15 protein-coding genes are annotated in these 18,949 nt (G+C 50.5%); 3 read left to right on the top strand and 12 right to left on the bottom strand.

From position 1 onward, the window contains the following. The first annotated feature begins 285 nt into the window (after positions 1–285). A complete protein-coding gene (locus tag ACFQZE_RS03995) occupies positions 286–627 on the top strand; it encodes a hypothetical protein (RefSeq protein ID WP_379353896.1) in 342 nt (113 codons plus the stop codon). A 190-nt stretch (positions 628–817) separates the two neighbouring features. On the opposite strand, the gene ACFQZE_RS03990 is transcribed toward ACFQZE_RS03995, so the two are convergent. Beyond that, entirely contained in the window at positions 818–3,034 is a 2,217-nt protein-coding gene (locus ACFQZE_RS03990) for an MMPL family transporter (protein ID WP_379353894.1), read from the bottom strand. A 196-nt stretch (positions 3,035–3,230) separates the two neighbouring features. Here ACFQZE_RS03990 and ACFQZE_RS03985 point away from each other — a divergent pair, with 196 nt between their 5' ends. After that, positions 3,231–3,788 (top strand): TetR/AcrR family transcriptional regulator, encoded by a 558-nt coding sequence (locus tag ACFQZE_RS03985; protein ID WP_379353892.1) that lies wholly within the window; start codon positions 3,231–3,233, stop codon positions 3,786–3,788. A 33-nt stretch (positions 3,789–3,821) separates the two neighbouring features. Continuing rightward, positions 3,822–4,115: a DUF3817 domain-containing protein gene (locus ACFQZE_RS03980; RefSeq protein ID WP_379353890.1), complete on the top strand. Its 294-nt coding sequence runs from the start codon at positions 3,822–3,824 to the stop codon at positions 4,113–4,115. Positions 4,116–4,218: 103 nt separating this feature from the next. Here the strand turns inward: ACFQZE_RS03980 and ACFQZE_RS03975 are convergent, their stop codons facing one another. The 11 genes from ACFQZE_RS03975 to cobD all read right to left on the bottom strand — a co-directional run bounded on the left by ACFQZE_RS03975 (position 4,219) and on the right by cobD (position 18,941). Next, entirely contained in the window at positions 4,219–5,532 is a 1,314-nt protein-coding gene (locus ACFQZE_RS03975; RefSeq protein ID WP_379353888.1) for a hemolysin family protein, read from the bottom strand. A 99-nt stretch (positions 5,533–5,631) separates the two neighbouring features. Next, positions 5,632–6,780, bottom strand: a complete 1,149-nt coding sequence (locus ACFQZE_RS03970) for a DUF3900 domain-containing protein (protein ID WP_379353886.1) — start codon at positions 6,778–6,780, stop codon at positions 5,632–5,634. A gap of 61 nt (positions 6,781–6,841) precedes the next feature. Further along, entirely contained in the window at positions 6,842–8,956 is a 2,115-nt protein-coding gene (locus ACFQZE_RS03965; protein ID WP_379353884.1) for a HelD family protein, read from the bottom strand. An 82-nt stretch (positions 8,957–9,038) separates the two neighbouring features. Further along, on the bottom strand, positions 9,039–9,335 hold the full coding sequence (locus tag ACFQZE_RS03960; protein WP_379353882.1) for a DUF1294 domain-containing protein: 297 nt from the start codon (positions 9,333–9,335) through the stop codon (positions 9,039–9,041). Positions 9,336–9,353: 18 nt separating this feature from the next. Further along, positions 9,354–11,879, bottom strand: coding sequence for an ATP-dependent helicase HrpB (gene hrpB / locus ACFQZE_RS03955; protein WP_379353880.1), 2,526 nt, complete (start codon positions 11,877–11,879; stop codon positions 9,354–9,356). Positions 11,880–11,922: 43 nt separating this feature from the next. Beyond that, positions 11,923–12,762: a hypothetical protein gene (locus ACFQZE_RS03950; RefSeq protein ID WP_379353877.1), complete on the bottom strand. Its 840-nt coding sequence runs from the start codon at positions 12,760–12,762 to the stop codon at positions 11,923–11,925. A 174-nt stretch (positions 12,763–12,936) separates the two neighbouring features. Next, positions 12,937–14,718, bottom strand: coding sequence for a copper amine oxidase N-terminal domain-containing protein (locus ACFQZE_RS03945; protein ID WP_379353875.1), 1,782 nt, complete (start codon positions 14,716–14,718; stop codon positions 12,937–12,939). Positions 14,719–14,821: 103 nt separating this feature from the next. Further along, on the bottom strand, positions 14,822–15,481 hold the full coding sequence (locus ACFQZE_RS03940) for an MOSC domain-containing protein (RefSeq protein WP_379353873.1): 660 nt from the start codon (positions 15,479–15,481) through the stop codon (positions 14,822–14,824). Between the two features lie 48 nt (positions 15,482–15,529). After that, positions 15,530–16,240: an adenosylcobinamide amidohydrolase gene (locus ACFQZE_RS03935; protein WP_379353871.1), complete on the bottom strand. Its 711-nt coding sequence runs from the start codon at positions 16,238–16,240 to the stop codon at positions 15,530–15,532. After that, positions 16,237–17,844, bottom strand: a complete 1,608-nt coding sequence (locus ACFQZE_RS03930; RefSeq protein ID WP_379353869.1) for a cobyric acid synthase — start codon at positions 17,842–17,844, stop codon at positions 16,237–16,239. The genes ACFQZE_RS03935 and ACFQZE_RS03930 overlap by 4 nt, the downstream gene beginning before the upstream one ends. Positions 17,845–17,846: 2 nt before the next feature. Continuing rightward, positions 17,847–18,941 (bottom strand): threonine-phosphate decarboxylase CobD, encoded by a 1,095-nt coding sequence (cobD, locus tag ACFQZE_RS03925; protein ID WP_379353867.1) that lies wholly within the window; start codon positions 18,939–18,941, stop codon positions 17,847–17,849. Positions 18,942–18,949 lie beyond the last annotated feature (8 nt).

Genomic DNA, 18,949 nt, shown 5'->3' with positions numbered 1-18,949 from the left:
GGTATTTTTCCATTCATACGGTTCGAATAATCAAAATATACACCTTTACTGATATTGGAGAAAATATAAACTATAGTTAGATACGTATAAGTAGTATAATGATACGTATTCGCTTTAATGAGGTCATGCATAAAAGGGGAGATGCTTTTAAGCGTAAAACAGAGATGTGCAATCGATCATTTAGAACAGCATGTGTTGCAAAGTAAGGAAAATACAACAAGTTGCTGACAGAAGTGATGTCCGGTTGGATATTCTATTTAATTAAATTAGAGGAGATGGTGTTTAATGAAGGCTCGTAAATTATTGATGTTATTTGTTGTTGTTGCCATGTTGCTCGCATTGCCGTTAAGCGCAAGTGCCAGTGAAGTAGAAACGATTCAAGGACAAGGAACTCTTGTTCTTGCTGGTACTTTCGGCGGTGCTGGAAACCCAGTATTATATATCAATGTATATAGTGTCGTTAACGGCGTAGAGACGCTTGTAAGAGGTGCAGTTCAATCGGGACAATTGTACGCATATACTGATTTTGCTTTCACGTTTTACAACCTGCCACAAGGCACATATAAGATTACTTCCTATGCCGGTCCTAACGCAGGTGCTGTTTTCAATACGATTGCGTTTATTTAATACCTAATCGAAGATGACGATATTCAATTAGTAGCAGAAGCCCCTCGAATCGGCTGATGAATGGTGACCCTCTTGTGGAACACCGTTCAATCGGACGATCGAGGGCTTCTTTACATTTGAGCTGCTAATTTTTCATAACAGGAATCCATACTTCACAACGATAATCTTCTGCATCTGTATCCCATCAGGTTTAAGCCTCCGCTTGCCGGGCAGGCTCCGCTTTTGCCGCTTTGCTTGGCCAAAAAGCTCTTTGTCCTAATATGGCGGTAATAGCCGGAACCAGAAACGGCCTAACGACAAAAGTATCCAGCAACACGCCGATGGCTGTTATAAGTCCAAACTGGACAAGCACTTGAATCGGCAGCGTGGCCAAAACCGCGAAGGTTGCAGCCAGGATTAAACCCGCCGACGTAATGACGCCTCCCGTTTCGCTGACTCCTTCTTTAATGGCTTGCAGAAGCGGCATCGTTTTACGTTTTTGCCAGATGCTTGAGATCATAAAGATGTTGTAGTCTTCGCCAAGCGCAATTAAAAATACAAAAGCGTAAAGCGGAATCGCGCCTTGAATGGCGTCGAAGCCCATTACATAATGGAGCACGAGCCAGCCAAGTCCCAACGCCGCTATGTAGGATAGCAGCACAGTACCAATCAAATAAATGGTCGCAATAATTGATCTTAGATAGATGAGCAGCAGCACAACGATTAATCCAATGACAAGCGGAATGATAACCCGTTGATCCCGCTCCGTTACTTTCTTCGCATCATATTGAGCCGCCGTCTGCCCTCCAACCCATACGCGCTCCTCCGTTTGCTCGCCGCCAGAGCCTCCAAGTGACTCCGTCGCGGCTCCCCTAAGCAACGGAATTAACTCCATTGCTTCAGGGGAATAAGGATTGATGGAAAAAACGACGGTATAAGCTGAAACCGCAGAGTCGATCCCGCTTCCCTCCGGCTTGCTCACCGTATGTACATTCGGTACTTGCGCCAGCTTTTGCGCGATCGTGTCGTTCGTGCCTCCATCCCGAATAAGAACGGTTGCCGGGGCGAGCTGACCGGGGACAAAAGCGTCCGCAATCGCATCGAAACCTTCACGGGAAGGCATGTTTTCAGGAAAGGTGGACAACAAATCATACGTATACTTAATCCCCGCAGCGGAGGAAGCAAGCAAGCTTAGCGCCAGCGTGCATGAGATCGCAACGGTCCACGGTTTCCGGACGACAAGCGCGCCCACCTTCCTGCCAATCCGATTTTCTTCTCTTCTCGTACGAGGCAGCCTCCCTTTTTTCGCCGCCAGCTCCTTCTCCATCTCTTGCGTACGCGGAATAAAAGGAAAAAAGGATGCCCTTCCGAAGATGGCCATAAGCGCTGGCACCAAAGTCAAGCTGGCAATCATCATAACAAGGATAGCTAAACTAAAAGGCACGGCAAACCGGTCATAAGCGCCATAATGTGCCACTAGCAAAGCGAACAATGAAAGAACGACCGTAAATCCGCTCATCGCAATAGCTCCGGATGAACCGGCAAATGCCGATTTTAAAGCGGCTGCCCGGCTTTTCTCTCGCAACAGCTCTTGCCGGAACCGGGATATAAAAAATAAGCAATAATCGGTACCTGCTCCAAACAGCAGAACAGTCATAATGGCGATGGCCTGAGAATCTATCGTAATCCATTCTTCCCTGGCCATCCAGCCGAGCAAAGGGCTTGTAACGGCATAAGCAAAGCCGACTCCGACTAGCGGGACAAGAGCCAAAATAGGCGATCTGTAGATGAGGAGCAAAAGCACAAGCACTAACAGGACGGTTGCCAGCATGAGAACAAAATCCGCGTTTTTAAACAAATCCGTTGCATCTGTCGAAATGCCTGCGGGACCGCTAACCCTTGCGCTAAGCTCGGACGAAGCCAACGCGGCTTCGAATGGATCGGAGCCCGCTTTACTCCTCACTGTTTCTTTGACCGACTCCAGATTTTGTTTCAAAAGCTCCGTTTCAATGCCTTCTTCAAACAAAATGGGCTGCACGAGAGTCGAGCCGTCTTCGGATGCAAGAGCAGCTATTGCGGCAAGAGGCATTTCATGAAGCGGAATACTTTCCCTTTGTAAAGGAAGTGGAGAATCCGCCAATTGATCGGATAGCTCCTGCATAACAATAAAATCCGACTCCGACAACCCAGCTTCGCGATGCCAGACTAATAATGCCGGCAAACCGCTCGCTTTCGGAAAATAGTGCTGAATCATTTGTTCCGCTTGAACGGACGGGCTATCCTCCGGCAAATTGGGAGCGTTGTTTTTCTCCTGCCCTGAAGCGGACGGCAGCGTCATCGTTAAAATGACCGTAGCAGCAATCCAGAGCGCCAGAGTGATCCAGCGACCCCTCGGTCCGGTAAAAGCGAGGCTTAATTTTTGCAGCATCAATACTTCCTCCATTTCCTATTGCCCATCATTTCGATTACAATACAAATAGGCGCTTATTAATTATATATACCCGAAGGTTAATTATTCAATCGTTCGGTTTGACCATTTTTTGAACGGAGAGTGCTTATTTTTGAATCCACAATTGCCCAAACGCAAACCAGGCCGGCCTAAAGCATCGGGAACCCCTCAGACTATGGGACATATATTGCGGACCGCCTCCTTTCTTTTTATGGAGCATGGTTTCGAAAAAGTATCGCTGGAGGGCGTCGCTCATGCTTGCGGCGTGACCAAGGCCAGCGTCTACTATTACTTTCCGAACAAGGCCGTGCTGTTTACCGAAGCCATATCGTTTGTGCTAAACATCGCTCGTAAACAAACTGCGTCCCTGCTCGGTGAAGCTGGTCCCCTTCAAACAAGGCTGCTTCTAGTCGCTCAGCGGCATATGCAAAATGCGCATGTCGATTTTGAAACGATGATGCGCGAGGCGGCGACAGGCTTGTCGGAGGAGCAAATCAACCGAATTCGCGAGGCGGAACAAGCGATTCATGCGGTACTGACCGATGTTTTCCGCCTTGCTATGGAGAAGGGAGAAATTTCGACTTGCGATCCGTTCCTACTCTCTCATGTTTTTATAGCGATGTTATCGGTTCGAAATCGTAGACATATTGTGAACGATTCCAAATCCATGGAACAAACCGCTGAAGATATCGTACAATTGCTTTGGAAGGGTCTTTCTCCACGAACACCGTAGAGCGGGTCCTTCACTATTTTTGGAGGTAGCATTATGTTGAAAACGCCAATTGGCAGACTCAGATTTATCGGTTTTTACGAAGGTCTATCCTTCCTCGTGCTTTTGCTAATCGCTATGCCGCTTAAGTATTGGGCGGACATTCCGCAGGCGGTAGCGGTAGTAGGCGCCCTGCACGGACTTTTATTCATCCTATACATTTTGGCGGCTGTCCATGTGTGGATTGCGAAGCGCTGGTCGCTGCTTAAGTTTCTAGCCGTATGCGCCGCATCGGTCCTCCCTTTTGGCCCTTTCATTTTGGACAAGAAGCTGCTTCGCGGGGAACAATAGAAATTTTCTTTCCATTGGACAAAAAAAAGGCATTCGCCATTCCTATCCAGGATGCTGCGAATGCCTTTTTCGTTTAAAGAGAGCCGTTGTCCGCTGCGAGAGGCTAAGCATGCCCATATTCGCTCACCTCGCTTTCCTCGCCATCGGTGTAGATTTCGATTTTCCGGATCCGATGCTCGTCCCTTTCTCTAATGATAAAAGTGGCGTTGTCATAATGCCATCTCTTCCCTTCCGCTAGACCCGGCTGCATCTGAAGCAGCCATCCTCCAATCGTATCCGCCGCATCGCTTGCCAAATGAAGTCCGGCCGCCGCATTCACCTCGCTAATAAGCGTTTTGCCGTCCACCAAATAACGCTCTTGCTCCAGCCTCTCGATATCCCGCATTTCGTCAGCGTCGAATTCATCGCGAATTTCGCCGACGATTTCCTCAATGATATCTTCAAGGGTGAGCAATCCCGAAGTACCGCCGTATTCATCAAGAAGAACGACCAAATGAATTCGTTCCTGCTGCATCATGACGAGCAGTTGATTGATCGGCATCCCATCGGGCACATTCAAAACTGGCTGCATTAGTTTACGAACATCGGTTGCCCCGCCGCCGAAATGATCCAGACAAAGATGCTTCGTATTGACGACGCCGATAATGTTGTCTTTATCTCCTTTGGCTACGGGATACCTTGTATATTGTTCATTTTGAATAATCGCGATATTTTGTTCCCTTGTCAGGTTCGTATAAAGACAAACCATATCGGTGCGCGGAACCATAATTTCGCGAGCCAGCCGTTCGTCAAACTCGAAAATGCGATTCACATATCCGAACTCGCTTTTATTAATTTTGCCGCTTTCGTAGCTCTCCGACAAAATCATCCGAATTTCCTCTTCGGAATGCGCCTCATGCTCGCTTGTCGGGTTAAAGCCAAGCAGCCGAACCAGTTTGTTCGCCGAGCCGTTGAGCAGCCAAATAAAGGGATACATCACCTTGTAAAATACGATGATAAGCGGGGTTGTCGCTTGGCTCACCTTCTCCGGCATCAAAATGGCAACCGTTTTGGGAGCCAGTTCCCCCAGAACGACATGCAAATAGGTGACCAAAAGAAAAGCGATCAGAAAAGCAATCACGGAGCCAATATCGCCTTGTATGCCGTATTTTTGGAATAAGGGATGAAGCAGCTGCTCGACGGTCGGTTCTCCAAGCCAGCCAAGCCCAAGCGCCGTAATCGTAATGCCGAGCTGGCATGCGGAAAGGTAGCCGTCCAGATGTTTGGTTACTCGTTGAATGGAAACGGCGTTTTTGTAGCCTTCGTCCACCATTTGCTGAACTCGGCTTGCTCTCATTCGAATGATCGCAAATTCCGTTGCAACGAAGAAGGCCGTAAATAACAATAGCAGCGCAAATAAAATAAGCTTGATGGCCATTTCAAATCCTCCCATGCGCTATAAAGCCAAATAGAGCCGAGCATGAGCTCGACCCTATACAGCCTAACCTTTATTTGGAAAGCTCATACTTGCCCTCCATTACCAGGGAGGTTTGTCATCCTCTTCGCCTTGCTGGCCCGCCTCCGGCTGTGAATAAGCCGAAGTTTCCTCTTGCGGCGGCTTGCTGAAACCGATAAGCGGAAGGATGTCGGCCAAATCGTTTGGCTGGAGCAGCTCGACAGGAGACATGCCTTTATCGAACTGGAATTGATCTCCCTCCACAACGACTACATACTTTCCGTTATGTTTCGCAAAATGGATGCTGCCGCCGAAGTCGGACAACAGCCCTTTTATCGTTACCGAGTCCAGCTTGAACGAAAACGGCAAATCCGGTTTTTGCTCTACAAGCGCAGCCGAAGCCGAAGCCACTTGCTCCTGCGACCACCATTCCTGAAGCTCTCGCTTTTCGCTCGCGGCCCACACCTCTACGGCGTTTTCCTCTTCGCTGCGCTCCGTTCCAACCTCATCCTGCCATTTGTCGGCGATATATTGATGCACCATTTCCACCACTTGGTCGCCAATTACTTGCGGAAGCGGCTTTTCGTAAGAAACGTATTTGAGAAAATCCTCAAAGTAGCGGGCATGGGATGCTTGATGAATTTTCAGCTCCCAATGCTCCAGCATGCCCTCTTGCTCCATATGCGGGTATTGAATCGATTTAATGCTCCGCGCGCTAATAGCCATCTCGACATGGGAAATCAAATTGCGTTCATCCGATATTCTCGCAATTTTCGGCTCGAAATCACATTTCAGCAAAAACAGAAAAGGTTCATTAAAAAACGTGTTCAGCGTAGAAAGAGCGACGATAAACGCTCCTCCCCGAACCGCGCTTGTATCCATATAAATACGGACCAGCTCATCCGCGATGCCGAGAAACCGTTCCTTCGAATCGGCTTCTCTTAGCCTCTGAAACAAATTATAGTTTTGGTTGCTGCCCAGCTCGTAGCCAGGCTCGACCATAAACCGGCCGATTTTGGTCGGCGCACCCGCCGTATTCGGATTTCTCTCCACTTTCCGCTTTACAATTCTGACGAACTCATCGTCCAAAAACTTTTTAATTTCGCTGTCCGCATAGTCGTCGCCGTCAAGCGTTTGGTAATGCTTGAACCTTCTTCCGGAGGAAGCGGCCGATTGTTCGCCATCCGTCTGGATAACGAAAAACGATAAATAATGCATTCTAAAATCCACGGCTCAATGTCCTCCAATTTGATAGAATTCATCCCATTAGAATAGCATATCTCCGCCTGCGTTACGATTGTTTTTCCCAACTGGCAAGCAGCGGAGTGAGCGGCCCTCGGTAGAACAGCTTGAGCTTGTGGAGCGCGCGCGTACACCCTACATACAACAGCTTGGCATCGACGTTCTCGTATGCTTCCTCTCCCGCATCGGCGATTAGCACGGCATCAAACTCCAGCCCCTTCGACAAGTAGACCGGAACAACGGTCAGCCCTCCGCCGTAAGTCGGCTGTTTCCCTTGCACAAGCGAAACGTCCATGCCTTGATCGGCAAGGTAGCGATAAATCGTTTCGCATTCCCGTGCAGTTCGTCCAATGACGGAAATCGTATCATAGACGCCGCCCGCCTTCCATTCGGTTACAGTTTGGCTGATCGATGTAAGCCAGTCCGAATCCGGCACAGAATTTGCCGTGACGGGATCGCCGCTTCTAAAGACGGGAACAGCAGGTTTAACTTCGCCCGTCATGCCGCCCAAAATACAATTGGCAAAATCGATAATTTCTGTCGTCGAACGGTAGCTTCGATTTAATTCGAAAAATCCGGTATCTCCATCCTCAAACAAACCCATCAGCTCTCTCCAAGACTGTATGCCCGCATAACCATGAATCCCTTGCTGGAGATCGCCTAGAATAGTCATGGATGAGGTACGCTGACACAGCCGCAAAGCTTCCAGTTGAAACGGAGAATAGTCTTGCGCCTCGTCAATGACGATATGGTCAAACGGAGCCGACCGAAGCCCAAACAGCTTGAGATGCAAATAAGCCAAGGGAGCAAGGTCCTCCGCCGCTGCAATGCCTTGAGCTAGCCGATCAGAAGTCGCTTTGGCGACCGCCTTGGGCACATCCGGTAAAGCCGTTTTCCCTTTGAACAGAGACGCATACAGTTGAACGGCCGAATAAGAAGGAATCTTTTTGACAAAAGAGTTCAGCTTCGCCATCGCGGACGTACGCTTCTTTTTGTCCGCCACTCCGCGATGCTTCAGCTCCGACTCCAGCCATCGCCTAATTCGGCTGGCTAACCGGTCTCGCTTGACCATGACGGTTTCATCGCCATAATCGGTATCATACCAGCCCTGCATCATTTCTGGCGTAAGGCGGAAACCTTCCAGCGGCTCAAAGGATGTTTGCGGCATAATGGTTTGCTTCAACTGATCCAATCGATGATCAATCGCTTCTTTAAACGACAAGCTGCCTTTCCAGCGGCCTGAAGCGTTCCTCACTTCTTCCTCCGTACGATGCTGCTCAAACCAATACGACATCGTCTCTGACGGGTCCGCAAGCTGCACCGTATGCTCCAGCAACTCCAGCGCCCAGTCTCCAAATGTCGTTTGCCCGATATCGCCAACACCGAGCTCAGGCAGAACGCCCGAGATATAATCGAGAAACATACGGTTCGGCGCAAAAATAATCATTCGCTCCGCGCGGATGTGCCCCTCATATTGATACAGAAGGAAAGCTAGGCGATGCAGCGCAACCGTCGTTTTTCCGCTTCCCGCAACCCCTTGTATAAACAGCGCTTTGTTCCGTTCGGCACGGATGATCCGGTCCTGCTCGCCTTGAATGGTGGAGACGATATCGCGCAGCTTGTTGTCTTTGTTTTCTCCGAGCCGGTATAGAAGAAACTCGTCCGATACAGCTCCTTCCTCCTGACCGCGAACATAGCTGTCCACGAGTCTCACAATTTCCCGTTGGCGAATCATAAAATTTCGTTTTAGATGGACATAACCCGCTATTTCGCCGTCAGGCGATTCATAGGCAGCGGGCGCCTCCCCGCCGGTAAAGGAATAAAACATGCTCGCTGCCGGAGCGCGCCAATCGATGACAAGCAGCTCATTTCCTCCGCCGTTTTTGGCAACGCCGGCTTTCCCGATATACATCGGCTTTGGCTCAAGCTCCTTTACCACTTCTTTGCCTTGCTCAAACTCCTGAAAATCGAGCCTTCCAAAATACGGCTCCTTGCGGGCGATTTCCAGCCTGCTTTTTCTTTCTTCCCGTTGCAAATCCAGCATTTGTTCAGTAAAGTCGTTCCCCGTATAACGAGGGCCAATTTGCCCCAACTGATTCTCAATATCCAAAAGAGTGTCATTCAATCTATCCTGCTCTTGCTTTTGTATCTCATTTGCGTCCATTTGCTTCTCCCCCTAACTATAAAGAGCCGAACCGCGGCAGCGGCTCAGCTTCTATTTGATCGGCTAATCATTTGTATACTATTCAATTATTTACCACATTTTGCATGATGAGTACAATGGCAAGCACGTTTACAGCCGCAAGACATGGCATTCCTATCGTAAAAGATCGATGCTTCGTTTTATGGCGCCAAACCTTCATCCCGCACCAGGCTCCAATTGCGCCTCCAAGCAGCGCCACAATAAAAAAACGTTTTTCCGGGATTCGCTTTGCCCGCTGCTTGGCGCGTTTTTTATCCCCGTGCATCAATAAAAATCCGTAAACATTAACGAGCATCATATATCCAGCTAAAAAGTAGACAATGGTCGAGCTCCCGTCCATCGCACTTCGCCTCCTAACTTAAGACTGCGGCTTTGGCCGGACCCGATTGGTCGCGACCGCCTCATATGGATTGTCGGGCCAATAATGTTTTGGATAGCGGCCTTTCAAATCCTTTTTGACCTCGAAATAAGCCGTTTCCCAAAAGCTGGCCAAATCTCGTGTCACCTGAACGGGGCGCTGCGAAGGCGACAACAAATGCAAAGTGACAGGCAAGCGCCCGTTCGCGAGCTTCGGCGTTTCCTTTAAGCCGAACAGCTCTTGCAGTCTAACGGCAAGCACAGGCGATACGGGATCGCTGTAATCAACGGGAAGACGAGAGCCGCTTGGCACCGTAATATGGGTAGGCACCTCATCCTCCAACACTTGCGATTGCTTCCAGCTCATTTCGCCGCCAATGATTTGTGCCCATGGAAGCTTTTGAAACTCCGCCATATTTTTAACTCCGTACAAATGAGGTTTCAGCCAATGCTCCAAGCGATTCAACAGTCCCTCTTCGGTTACGTCCGGCCAGTCTGGATCGCCGCTTAAAGCCATTAACCTCATACGGAGCAACAACGTTTGTGCGGATTTGGAAAGAGGGATCATCCGGAAACCTGTTTCCCTTATGGTCTTTAGCCACACTTCCGCTACAGCCTCCGGATCCGTCCCCTCCTGCGGCTTATCGGAAAGCGTCAGCGCTCCAAGCTTCAGCCTGCGCCTGGCGCGAACCGACTGTGTTCCGGCATCCCATTCCACAGAATCTTCCGTTTGAATCTGACTTGCCAGCTGTCGTTCCAACTCAGCCGGAGCGATTTCCGCCCCCGACCGGATCGTTGCTTCCTTACCGCTGTCGTCCAGCTCACATACAACCAAATACGGGAACCGAGAAAGCGGTTGAAGCTCTGGCAGCACCGCCCCTCTGCCGCCGGAGAGCACATAACGTCCATCCGCTCTTCGTTGTGCGATTCTGTCGGGGTACGCAGTGGCGAGCAGCGAACCGAGCGCCTGCTGTTTCTGGGAGGCAGAACTTTGCCTCTCATCGCCCCCGCCCGATCCCTTCATCCCCTCATGGAGCATCCGTTCCCACTGAGCGGCTTGTTTTTGGATACGGGATATCGATTCGACATGGCCGGGAGAACCTTTATGCAGTACACTAAGCCGCAATGAAAGATCGACGTTTTTTTCGCCGGGCAATAAATCCCTCTCGCTAAGCAAAGCGGCAAGTTCGCAAGCAAGGCGCGATTGACTGGTCTTGGCTGCCGCGAGCAGCATGGCGCCTAATCGCGGGTGAAGTCCGAGTCTTGCTATTTGGATGCCGTCAGCCGTTGGACGGCCTTGCTCGTCCAGCGCCTTTAGCAGCCGCAGCAGCGCATTCGCTTGTGCAATGGAGGACGGCGGCGGAGGCGTGAGCCATTCCAGTTCCTCCGGATCGCGAACGCCCCACACGGCAAGCTCCAGAGCAAGCGCGGAGAGATCGGCTTCCAGCACTTCCGGCTTGCCTTGATCGGGTAAATAAGCCTGCTCTTCCTCCGTCCATATCCGGTAGCAAACGCCGGGAGCAAGCCGTCCGGCCCGCCCTCGGCGTTGATCTGCGGACGCCTTGGAAACGGGAACCGTTTCAAGCCGGCTAAGGCCGGTTCTTGGTGAAAACCGGAGTGTGCGCGCGAGGCCGCCGTCCACCACGATTTTGACACCTTCCACCGTTAAGCTAGATTCCGCTACTGAAGTTGCGAGGACGACTTTTCGCTCATGAGCGGCACATTTCGCCACAGCTGAAGACTGCTCTTCGAGCGTCATGCCGCCGTGCAATTCCCGTACCTTTATCCCCCCCGGCAACCCCTTTTCATGCAGCCAGCGCACCGTTCTTTTTATTTCCGGCACTCCAGGCAAAAAGACGAGCATGTCACCCGTCTCTTCTCGCAGCGCTTGCAGCACCGTTTCGCCAACCTGCGGCTCGATGGGACCTGACGATTTAGCCGCGCGATATCGGGTTTCCACGGGGTAAGCGCGACCAGTGCTTTGAAACACAGGAGCATCGCCGAGCAAGCGGGCAACAGGCTCCGCATCAAGCGTTGCCGACATTACGACCATTCGCAAATCTTCTCGCAGCAGCGATTGCGTTTGCAAACAAAGTGCAAGGCCTAAGTCGCCATGCAGATGCCTCTCGTGAAATTCATCAAACAAGACGGCACCAACGCCTTCTAGCGCGGGATCGCTTTGAAGCATGCGTGTAAGCACGCCTTCGGTCACCACTTCAATGACCGTTTTGGAGCTCACTTTGGAATCGAGCCGAACCCGGTAGCCTACCCTCTCGCCTGCTTTCTCTCCCAGCAGCGAGGCCATATACCCGGCAGCAGAGCGGGCGGCCAGCCTTCTCGGCTCAAGCATGATGATCCTTTTTCCGGCGAGCCAGCTTTGCTCCATGATGGAAAGCGGGACTCGCGTCGTTTTGCCTGCCCCCGGCTCCGCAACAAGAACCGCATTGCCGCCCCGCTCTAAGGCTCGCAGCAAATCCGGCAGCACCTCGTCAATCGGCATCCTCTCCAATGTGGCTTCCTCCTTCATCCTCAGGTTGCTCCCGCATGCAGCGCCTGAATCGTCCCTTTGTTTATTTTGCAATTCGTATCATTTGCACAACCGGGCGTCCGTCTCCAGCTAGCGTCATTTCTTTGCTTAACATTTGGGAAGAGCCGTCTCCATCGAGAAACACGCCGTCCACCAACTGACCTCCGCCGACTCCTTCCAAAATAGCACTGCGGAAAGTGTCGAGCGATCCCGGAGTTTCGCTAACAACCAAATACAAGTTGCCGAATTTATCATATACCGCTCCGGAGCGCAGTCTAATGTCATCCGGAAAGGGCGCGTTCTCAAGCGCAGCTTGCTCGGCCCAGCCGTCTTCGTTGCCAAGCCCCATGCTGATACCGCCTTGAGCCCAGAAACGGGTATGATCCTTTGTCTTAAGCTCTGAAGCTTTCGAGATGACCTGTACGCTTAGAGCATCCGCCTCTCCGTCCCAAACGAGCGTTCCTCTTGCGTATTTCACATTTTCGCCGCCGCTGCCATATCGACTCATTGGCCCATTTAGCGCCCTGCCGTTTACGACGGCCATGCTGACCAACGTTTCGCCGTAAAAGAAACCTCCATTAATGCCAACTTTCTCGGTCAACGTCACATTATCAAAAACGGTTTCCAGTTTAACATAAGCGGGTTTCGTCATGAGCCAATGAATGTTCATGCCGCTTTCGGCCTTGTAAGTTTCATATTTATATTCTTTAATTGCGTGAAGCGACGCTGCCGATCCGCGGCTGCTGAGCGAGGCGGCGAGCAGGTAGAGCAAAAGGCCCGCCACTGCCAACACGGCAACCAGTACCGCCACAATGACTTTTATTTGTTTCTTGCTTAGTTTGTTTTCGTCTGTTTTCGAATCTGCAATCGATTCGCTTGACATGGACAACCCTCACTCTCGCCATTTTAGTAAGCCATTTATTTTAACGCTTAAAGCATCCCTTTGTCTAGATTCTGCTTGAAGATAAGAACGGTTCCGAATAAGCGATCGCCCCAAACAAAAGGCTGGCCCGAGAGCTTGTATAAACTCCGCGAGTCAGCCTTATGGTCTGGCTATTTATTGCGCCCGCTCATCTAGCGGGTAGAAAATGAGGTTAATAGGGAAAGCCGAGCCAGCCGGAGGACTAAATTCAATGTCCAAGCTTTCCTCTTTGCCCGTCGTTTTGGCCAAAATAACCATGCCGTCAAACGCAGTCAATACGCCTGAATTCGGCACTTTCACCATTTCGCCGTTGATCATAAACGGTCCTTTGAACGGTCCGCCTTTTGCCAAAATCATAACGGCCATCTTTCTTGGCTTGTCGGAATGGATTTTGTAAACGGTGCCGTAGTTGCCGCTCAGCACAGCTTCCGTTCCGCGCTGCGGGTCATATCCTTGTTGAAAAGGGTCTACTTTGCCGTCGCCCAAAATGAGCTTCATCGGCTTTTGCAGTCCTTTTTCTGACAAGTCTACCTTCCAGTCGAAACCGGCAATTTGGAACGTTCCGCGCACATGTCCGTCAAATGCAAGCTTTGGCATTTCCAGCATATCTGTCGATACGGAATCGGCAGCCGCGAACGTGAATTGCACCTCGCCGTCCGTTTCCACGTCGTACATCAGATTAACCCCTTGACCAGGGTAAAAGTCAGGGAACTGTTTATACACAAATGTACCGCCCGGTGGAATAGTCATTGTTTCTTCTGCCGCATCACGCATAAAGTAGTCCACCATCGCTTCGCTGCCGATCAAATGAGCGTAAATAGAAGGATAAACCTCGCCTTTGTTAGTTGTGCGAATGGTGACCGGCTTATCGGTGTTGTTTGTCGCCAGAATGGCGAAGCTGACTTTTTCAGTGGTGCCGTTCAAATGGTCGGCATACAGTCGTCCCTTGCCGTTAATCGTGTCTTGATACAAAATGCCAAGCTCTTTAAACGTCTCCGGGCTGTCGCTCACAAGAAGAGTTCGTGACTTGTCCTCCGTTACCGTCTTTGCAACATCAGGCAAATTAAGATAATGTGCGTACAGCGTCTTCCAATCGGTGTTAATGTAGCCCCCTACCGGCTTGGTGTAGATCGGATGCTCCTGCTCGGTCAAATATACATCTTCGCTTACGACGACATTGCGGGTATACGGCTTGCTTTTATGGCCGTTTTTATCTTTGACAACAAGCGTCACCGGATAAGTACCCGGTTTAAAAAAGACGTCTTGTTTACCTGTCCACTCCATCTGAACGCCTTCTGCATCGGGATCGTAGCTTAAGTTGATATATTTAATTGGCTCGCCAATCCGGTATGTGGATTTCCCTAAAGAAAATTTCGCAACAGGAACCGAATTTCCGAGATCGGGGTTGAAATTGCCCTCCGGCTTCGTGACATGAAGCACGTCCACTCTGCGAAGCTCGGCGTTATATGTATAAGTAGCGCCCATATAATCGGACAGCCATGAAAGCTTAATGAGCAGCCTTCCTTTAGAAAGCATGGCCACCTGATCGAATGGTTGCGCATAACCGTCTATCCAAGCTTGTTTGTTAACCGTATCGAGCAATATTTCATGAGAAGGCGTTTCCATCAAAATCGTTCTTGTTTTCTCTTGCCATTCCACTTTCATTCCGAATGTATCGCCTAAAAATTTTGCGGGCACATAAGTGCGGCCATTTTTAATAACAGCCGGGGAATCAAGCGTCACCTTATCGCCGTTCAGAAAAGCCTCGTTGTTATCGATATAGAAAACAACATAATTGGTTGCTGATGTAATAGGGGCATCGAGTGCCGATACCGAAGCTACTGGCGCCGTCATCATCGTTAAGGCGAGCAAAAGCGCAGCCGCTTTTTTTCTTCCGCTTTGTCTTGGTTGCAACATGCAGATTACCACTCCTCAATCTCTCTAAAGTAATAGGACTTCTTAGCAGTCGTTTCTGCCAAGCCCACACGTATAGACGTTTAGGAAGTAGAAAAGTTGCATGCTAGTTTCCATTTGCAGGCGCGAATCCTTTTAATCGGTTTTGCAAAGCTTCTCTCCAATCCCGGCCAAGCGCCGATGATTGCAAGACGGCAGCCGCCCTTTCAGGCCAGCCTTCTTCCCTGTCAAAGCTGGCTTCGTATGCATGAAGAACGGAAATACAGGAAGTTTCCCTCTGCTCCAGCTTGAACGATTGGCCTGCTTCAATAATGCCGGATTCTAATACGCGAAAATAATAGCCTATAAATCTTTGTTCTCTAAACCATAAAGGAAGCTTCGTTTCGCCGAAACGAACCGAAAGTTTGTAACAAGGCTGTCTTGGCTCGCTAATTTGCAGCATGGCCGTCCCTAGCGAATAGACATCGCCTATATAAGCCTCGTTTTCCAAACCGGATTCTACCGTTAAATTTTCGCCGAAAGCTCCATAAGCCAGTTGTCTATCCAATCGCCCTTCCCAAAAAGGATAATGCTCCAAACAATAGGCATGCAGTGCTTTGTCAAATCCGCCATTAAGCGTCTGCTCTGCCTGACGGTCTTCCCGCAGTCCATTTTCATCTACAAATGCAGGCCCGAACAAAGGGGTTTTGTCTATGGCCGATACGATCGTTTTGCCGCGGTAGGAATATGGCTTCGGTAATCCTGCGTTAATACTGATCAGTTTCATGCTTGCTGCCGGCCCCCTTTATTCCAAGGTTGCCCAATTTAGTCTCAATTAGACTTCATGCTGCGTAGCTGCCGCCTCTAGAACGGTTTTATAAACGGCTTCTCCGATGGCGCAGCCAATTGTAGTTGCCGCCCCCGCGTATGCATGTACGGCGTCCCCAAGCTTTCTTTGGGTTGCCCCAATCGCGAGCGCATCCGTCGTTGTCCCCGTGGCGATTCCACCATTCGCTTCTTCTTTAATCTCTAGCCACTGCAATGCAGCGGCCTTCGCTTCCGTGGCCGTTATAAACGCGTTTGCAAGCGCTGAATCTGTCATTGCACCGTCAATCGCTACGATGGTATTAATCGTTCCAGCATGATAAGCCGAATAGGTTTGCCTTGGCAGTCCGGCGCGGGCAGCGTTTCTTGTGCCTGCCGTCGTACAGCAGAACAATCGAAAACCTTCTCCCTCGATTTCAATAACGGAAGCATGGGTGAGCTTGGCTGCCGTCATAAAACCGACCGTTGAATCGGGGGCGAAGCCCCAACCTTCCAGTCGTTCTTTTAATTCCTGAATAGGGCGGTTACCGTCATAATGAAGAGGAACCTTCCAGTTGACGAAAGCCCGTGTCTGTGAAAATCCCCCCGGCCATATCGCGCTGCTAAGTGTATGCAGCTCCTCACCCAGCGTCAGCTCGATGCGATCTTCCAGCATTCGAAGCTTCAAATCAGGCCAAAAGGTAGAGACATAATCCGATCCCTTACGAAACGGCTGCGTCATTTCTCGCTCTCCTCTGTCATTCCCATCACCTGATAGAGGAACGGAATATCCAAATGTTTTCTAGCAGCCTCGGCCAATCGGTCGAAAGCAGCTTCCCTGCGCTCTTGGAAGTTGATTATATCGTGGATAGGAGAAAGGCCTTTTTCGATGCGAATATCGTTCAGCCAGTTCCGTCTAAAAGCATCATTGTGCAAAATGCCATGGATAAACGTGCCCCAAATACGCCCGTCTGCCGTACATGCCCCCTCAGCGAAGTGATTTGCCCCCTTGCCTGGCATCGCTTCATTCCAACGTTTTTCACGGATCAAAAACGGCCTTTTCATCTCGCCTGACCGTGTATGCAACATCCCCATATGAATCTCGTAGCCCTCAATAGCGAAGACGGGAGAGTCGTCATGAAGCTTTCCTTCTCCTTCAACACGAACCGTCCGCTTCTGCCGCGCAAAGGTGACTTCAAATGGAAATACGCCAATGCCATGAATGGATGAAACAGCCGATTCTACTCCATGCGGGTCGGACAGTTTTTCGCCAAACATTTCGTAACCGCCACATAGGCCGACAGCTCTGCCGCCTTTTTGAAGATGCGCTTCGAGCAAGCTGGAAAGCCCTTGTTCTCTAATCCAGATTAAATCTTCTATCGTATTTTTGCTGCCGGGCAAAATCACGACGTCGGGATTGCCCCAATTGCGGGGTGAATCCACGAAGCGGAGGCGGACATCGCTTTCATGCCGCAAAGGATCGACATCGGTGAAGTTGGAGATGCGAGGAAGCTGAATGACCGCGATATCCAGCTCCGGCTGCTCGGAAGAGGCGCTTGCCGCTGGCGTCTCTCCCAGTGTACGCATCGAAAGAGAGTCTTCGTCTTCCAATTCCAAGCCGGGCAAAAAAGGCATGACGCCGATGACCGGTTTGCCCGTCCGGTTTTGAAGCCAATCAAGCCCCGGCTGCAGAAGCGAGACATCCCCTCTAAACTTGTTGATGACAAACCCGCAAATACGGTCCCGTTCGTGAGGCTCCAGCAATTCCAATGTGCCGACAATCGAAGCGAACACGCCTCCTCTGTCGATATCCGCCACAAGGATAACGGGAGCATCCGCCCAAGCCGCCATGCGCATATTGACGATATCCCGATCTTTCAAGTTGATTTCCGCCGGACTGCCGGCCCCTTCGAGCACAACAATTTCGTATTCATCGCGCAGTCTGCCTAAAGCTTGCCGCACAATTTCGCCCGCTTTGGGCAAATAGGATTCTCGATACGCTCTAGCCTCCCATTCTCCGAGAGGGCGGCCATGCACGACGACTTGAGAGGACATCTCTTTTGTCGGCTTTAATAAAATCGGATTCATATCCGTCGATGCCAAAATGCCGCATGCATCGGCTTGCATGCCTTGCGCCCGCCCGATTTCTTTCCCGTCCCAAGTGACATAGGAGTTCAGCGACATATTTTGCGATTTGAATGGAGCTGTACGGTAGCCGTCTTGCGCAAATATTCGGCATAATGCGGCAGCAAGCAAGCTTTTGCCCGCGTCGGAGGCCGTGCCTTGCACCATGATTGTGCGGCCCGTCTCCAACTGTCCATTAGCCCGGCTTAAATGATCGTTCATAGCTAACGCCCCCTTTTCTCCAGCAAACAAGCTTGCAAGCTTGAAATGAATTGACGGTTCTGTTCTTCAAGCTTGACGGCCACTCTGATATACCTTTCATTCAGCCCGGCAAACAATGAGGCGTTGCGAATGAGAAAGCCTCTTCGTCCCATTGCTTCCTGAAGCTCTCCAGCGGAAAAACCCATCGCATCCTGCATTTGCAGGAGCAAATAATTAGCGGAGCTTTCATATACGTTAAATCCAAGCGATGATAACGAGTTTGCCAGCTTCGGCCGTTCTTGATGAAGCCATGTCAGCGACTTTTCCTCGAATTCCCGATCATCAAGCACGGCTTCGCCAATTTGCTGCGCAAGCGAATTGACGCTCCACGGCACTTGAAGCCGGCTTAGCTCCGAAATCGAATCGGGATGAGCGGCAATAAACCCGAGACGTATGCCGGGAATGGCGTAAAACTTCGTCATTGAACGAATGACAAGCAGCCTTTTGTGAGCGGATGCCTCCTGAATCAAACTGTAACGTTCCGCTTCGGCAACAAAATCGATAAAGGCTTCGTCCAGCACGACAAACGCTCCCGCCTCCAGCAGCCTCCTAATTTGATCCGGATGAACAAGCCTCCCCGTCGGATTGTTGGGAGAGCCTAAAATATATAGCGCGGAGCCGCCGTATTTCATTGCCTCGTTCATCCACTCTTCGTCTATTTGAAAGCCGCTGGACGCCTTTAACGGAACTTCGAGCAGCTCCGCCCCAATCTTTCGAACGGCATCCCCATATTCGGAAAAACAAGGGGCCGCCGTAACAACACGAGTGGGTTTCAACCATCTGACGGCAAGATCAATTAACTCCGCTCCTCCATTGCCGGCTAGCAGACTGCTTGAATCGACAGAGTAACGTTCCGCCAGCTTCCGCCGCAGACCGCGGGCAATCGGGTCGGGATAACGCTCAATATGGTCTGCATAATGGATCAGCGTTTCGCGTACGGCGGGAGGCGGACCAAGCGGATTCATATTGGAGCTGTAGTCCAAAAAGTCCGACTTCATGAAACCGTAAGTTTCCTCCGCCGTTTGCAAATCTCCGCCATGTCCGAATCGTTCCAGCATAAGTATTC

Source organism: Paenibacillus sp. GCM10027627, assembly GCF_042675505.1.
In the GTDB taxonomy this organism is placed as follows: Bacteria; Bacillota; Bacilli; order Paenibacillales; family Paenibacillaceae; genus Pristimantibacillus.
Note: the sequence above shows the minus strand (reverse complement) of the source record. Positions and strands in the feature narration are given on the sequence as shown.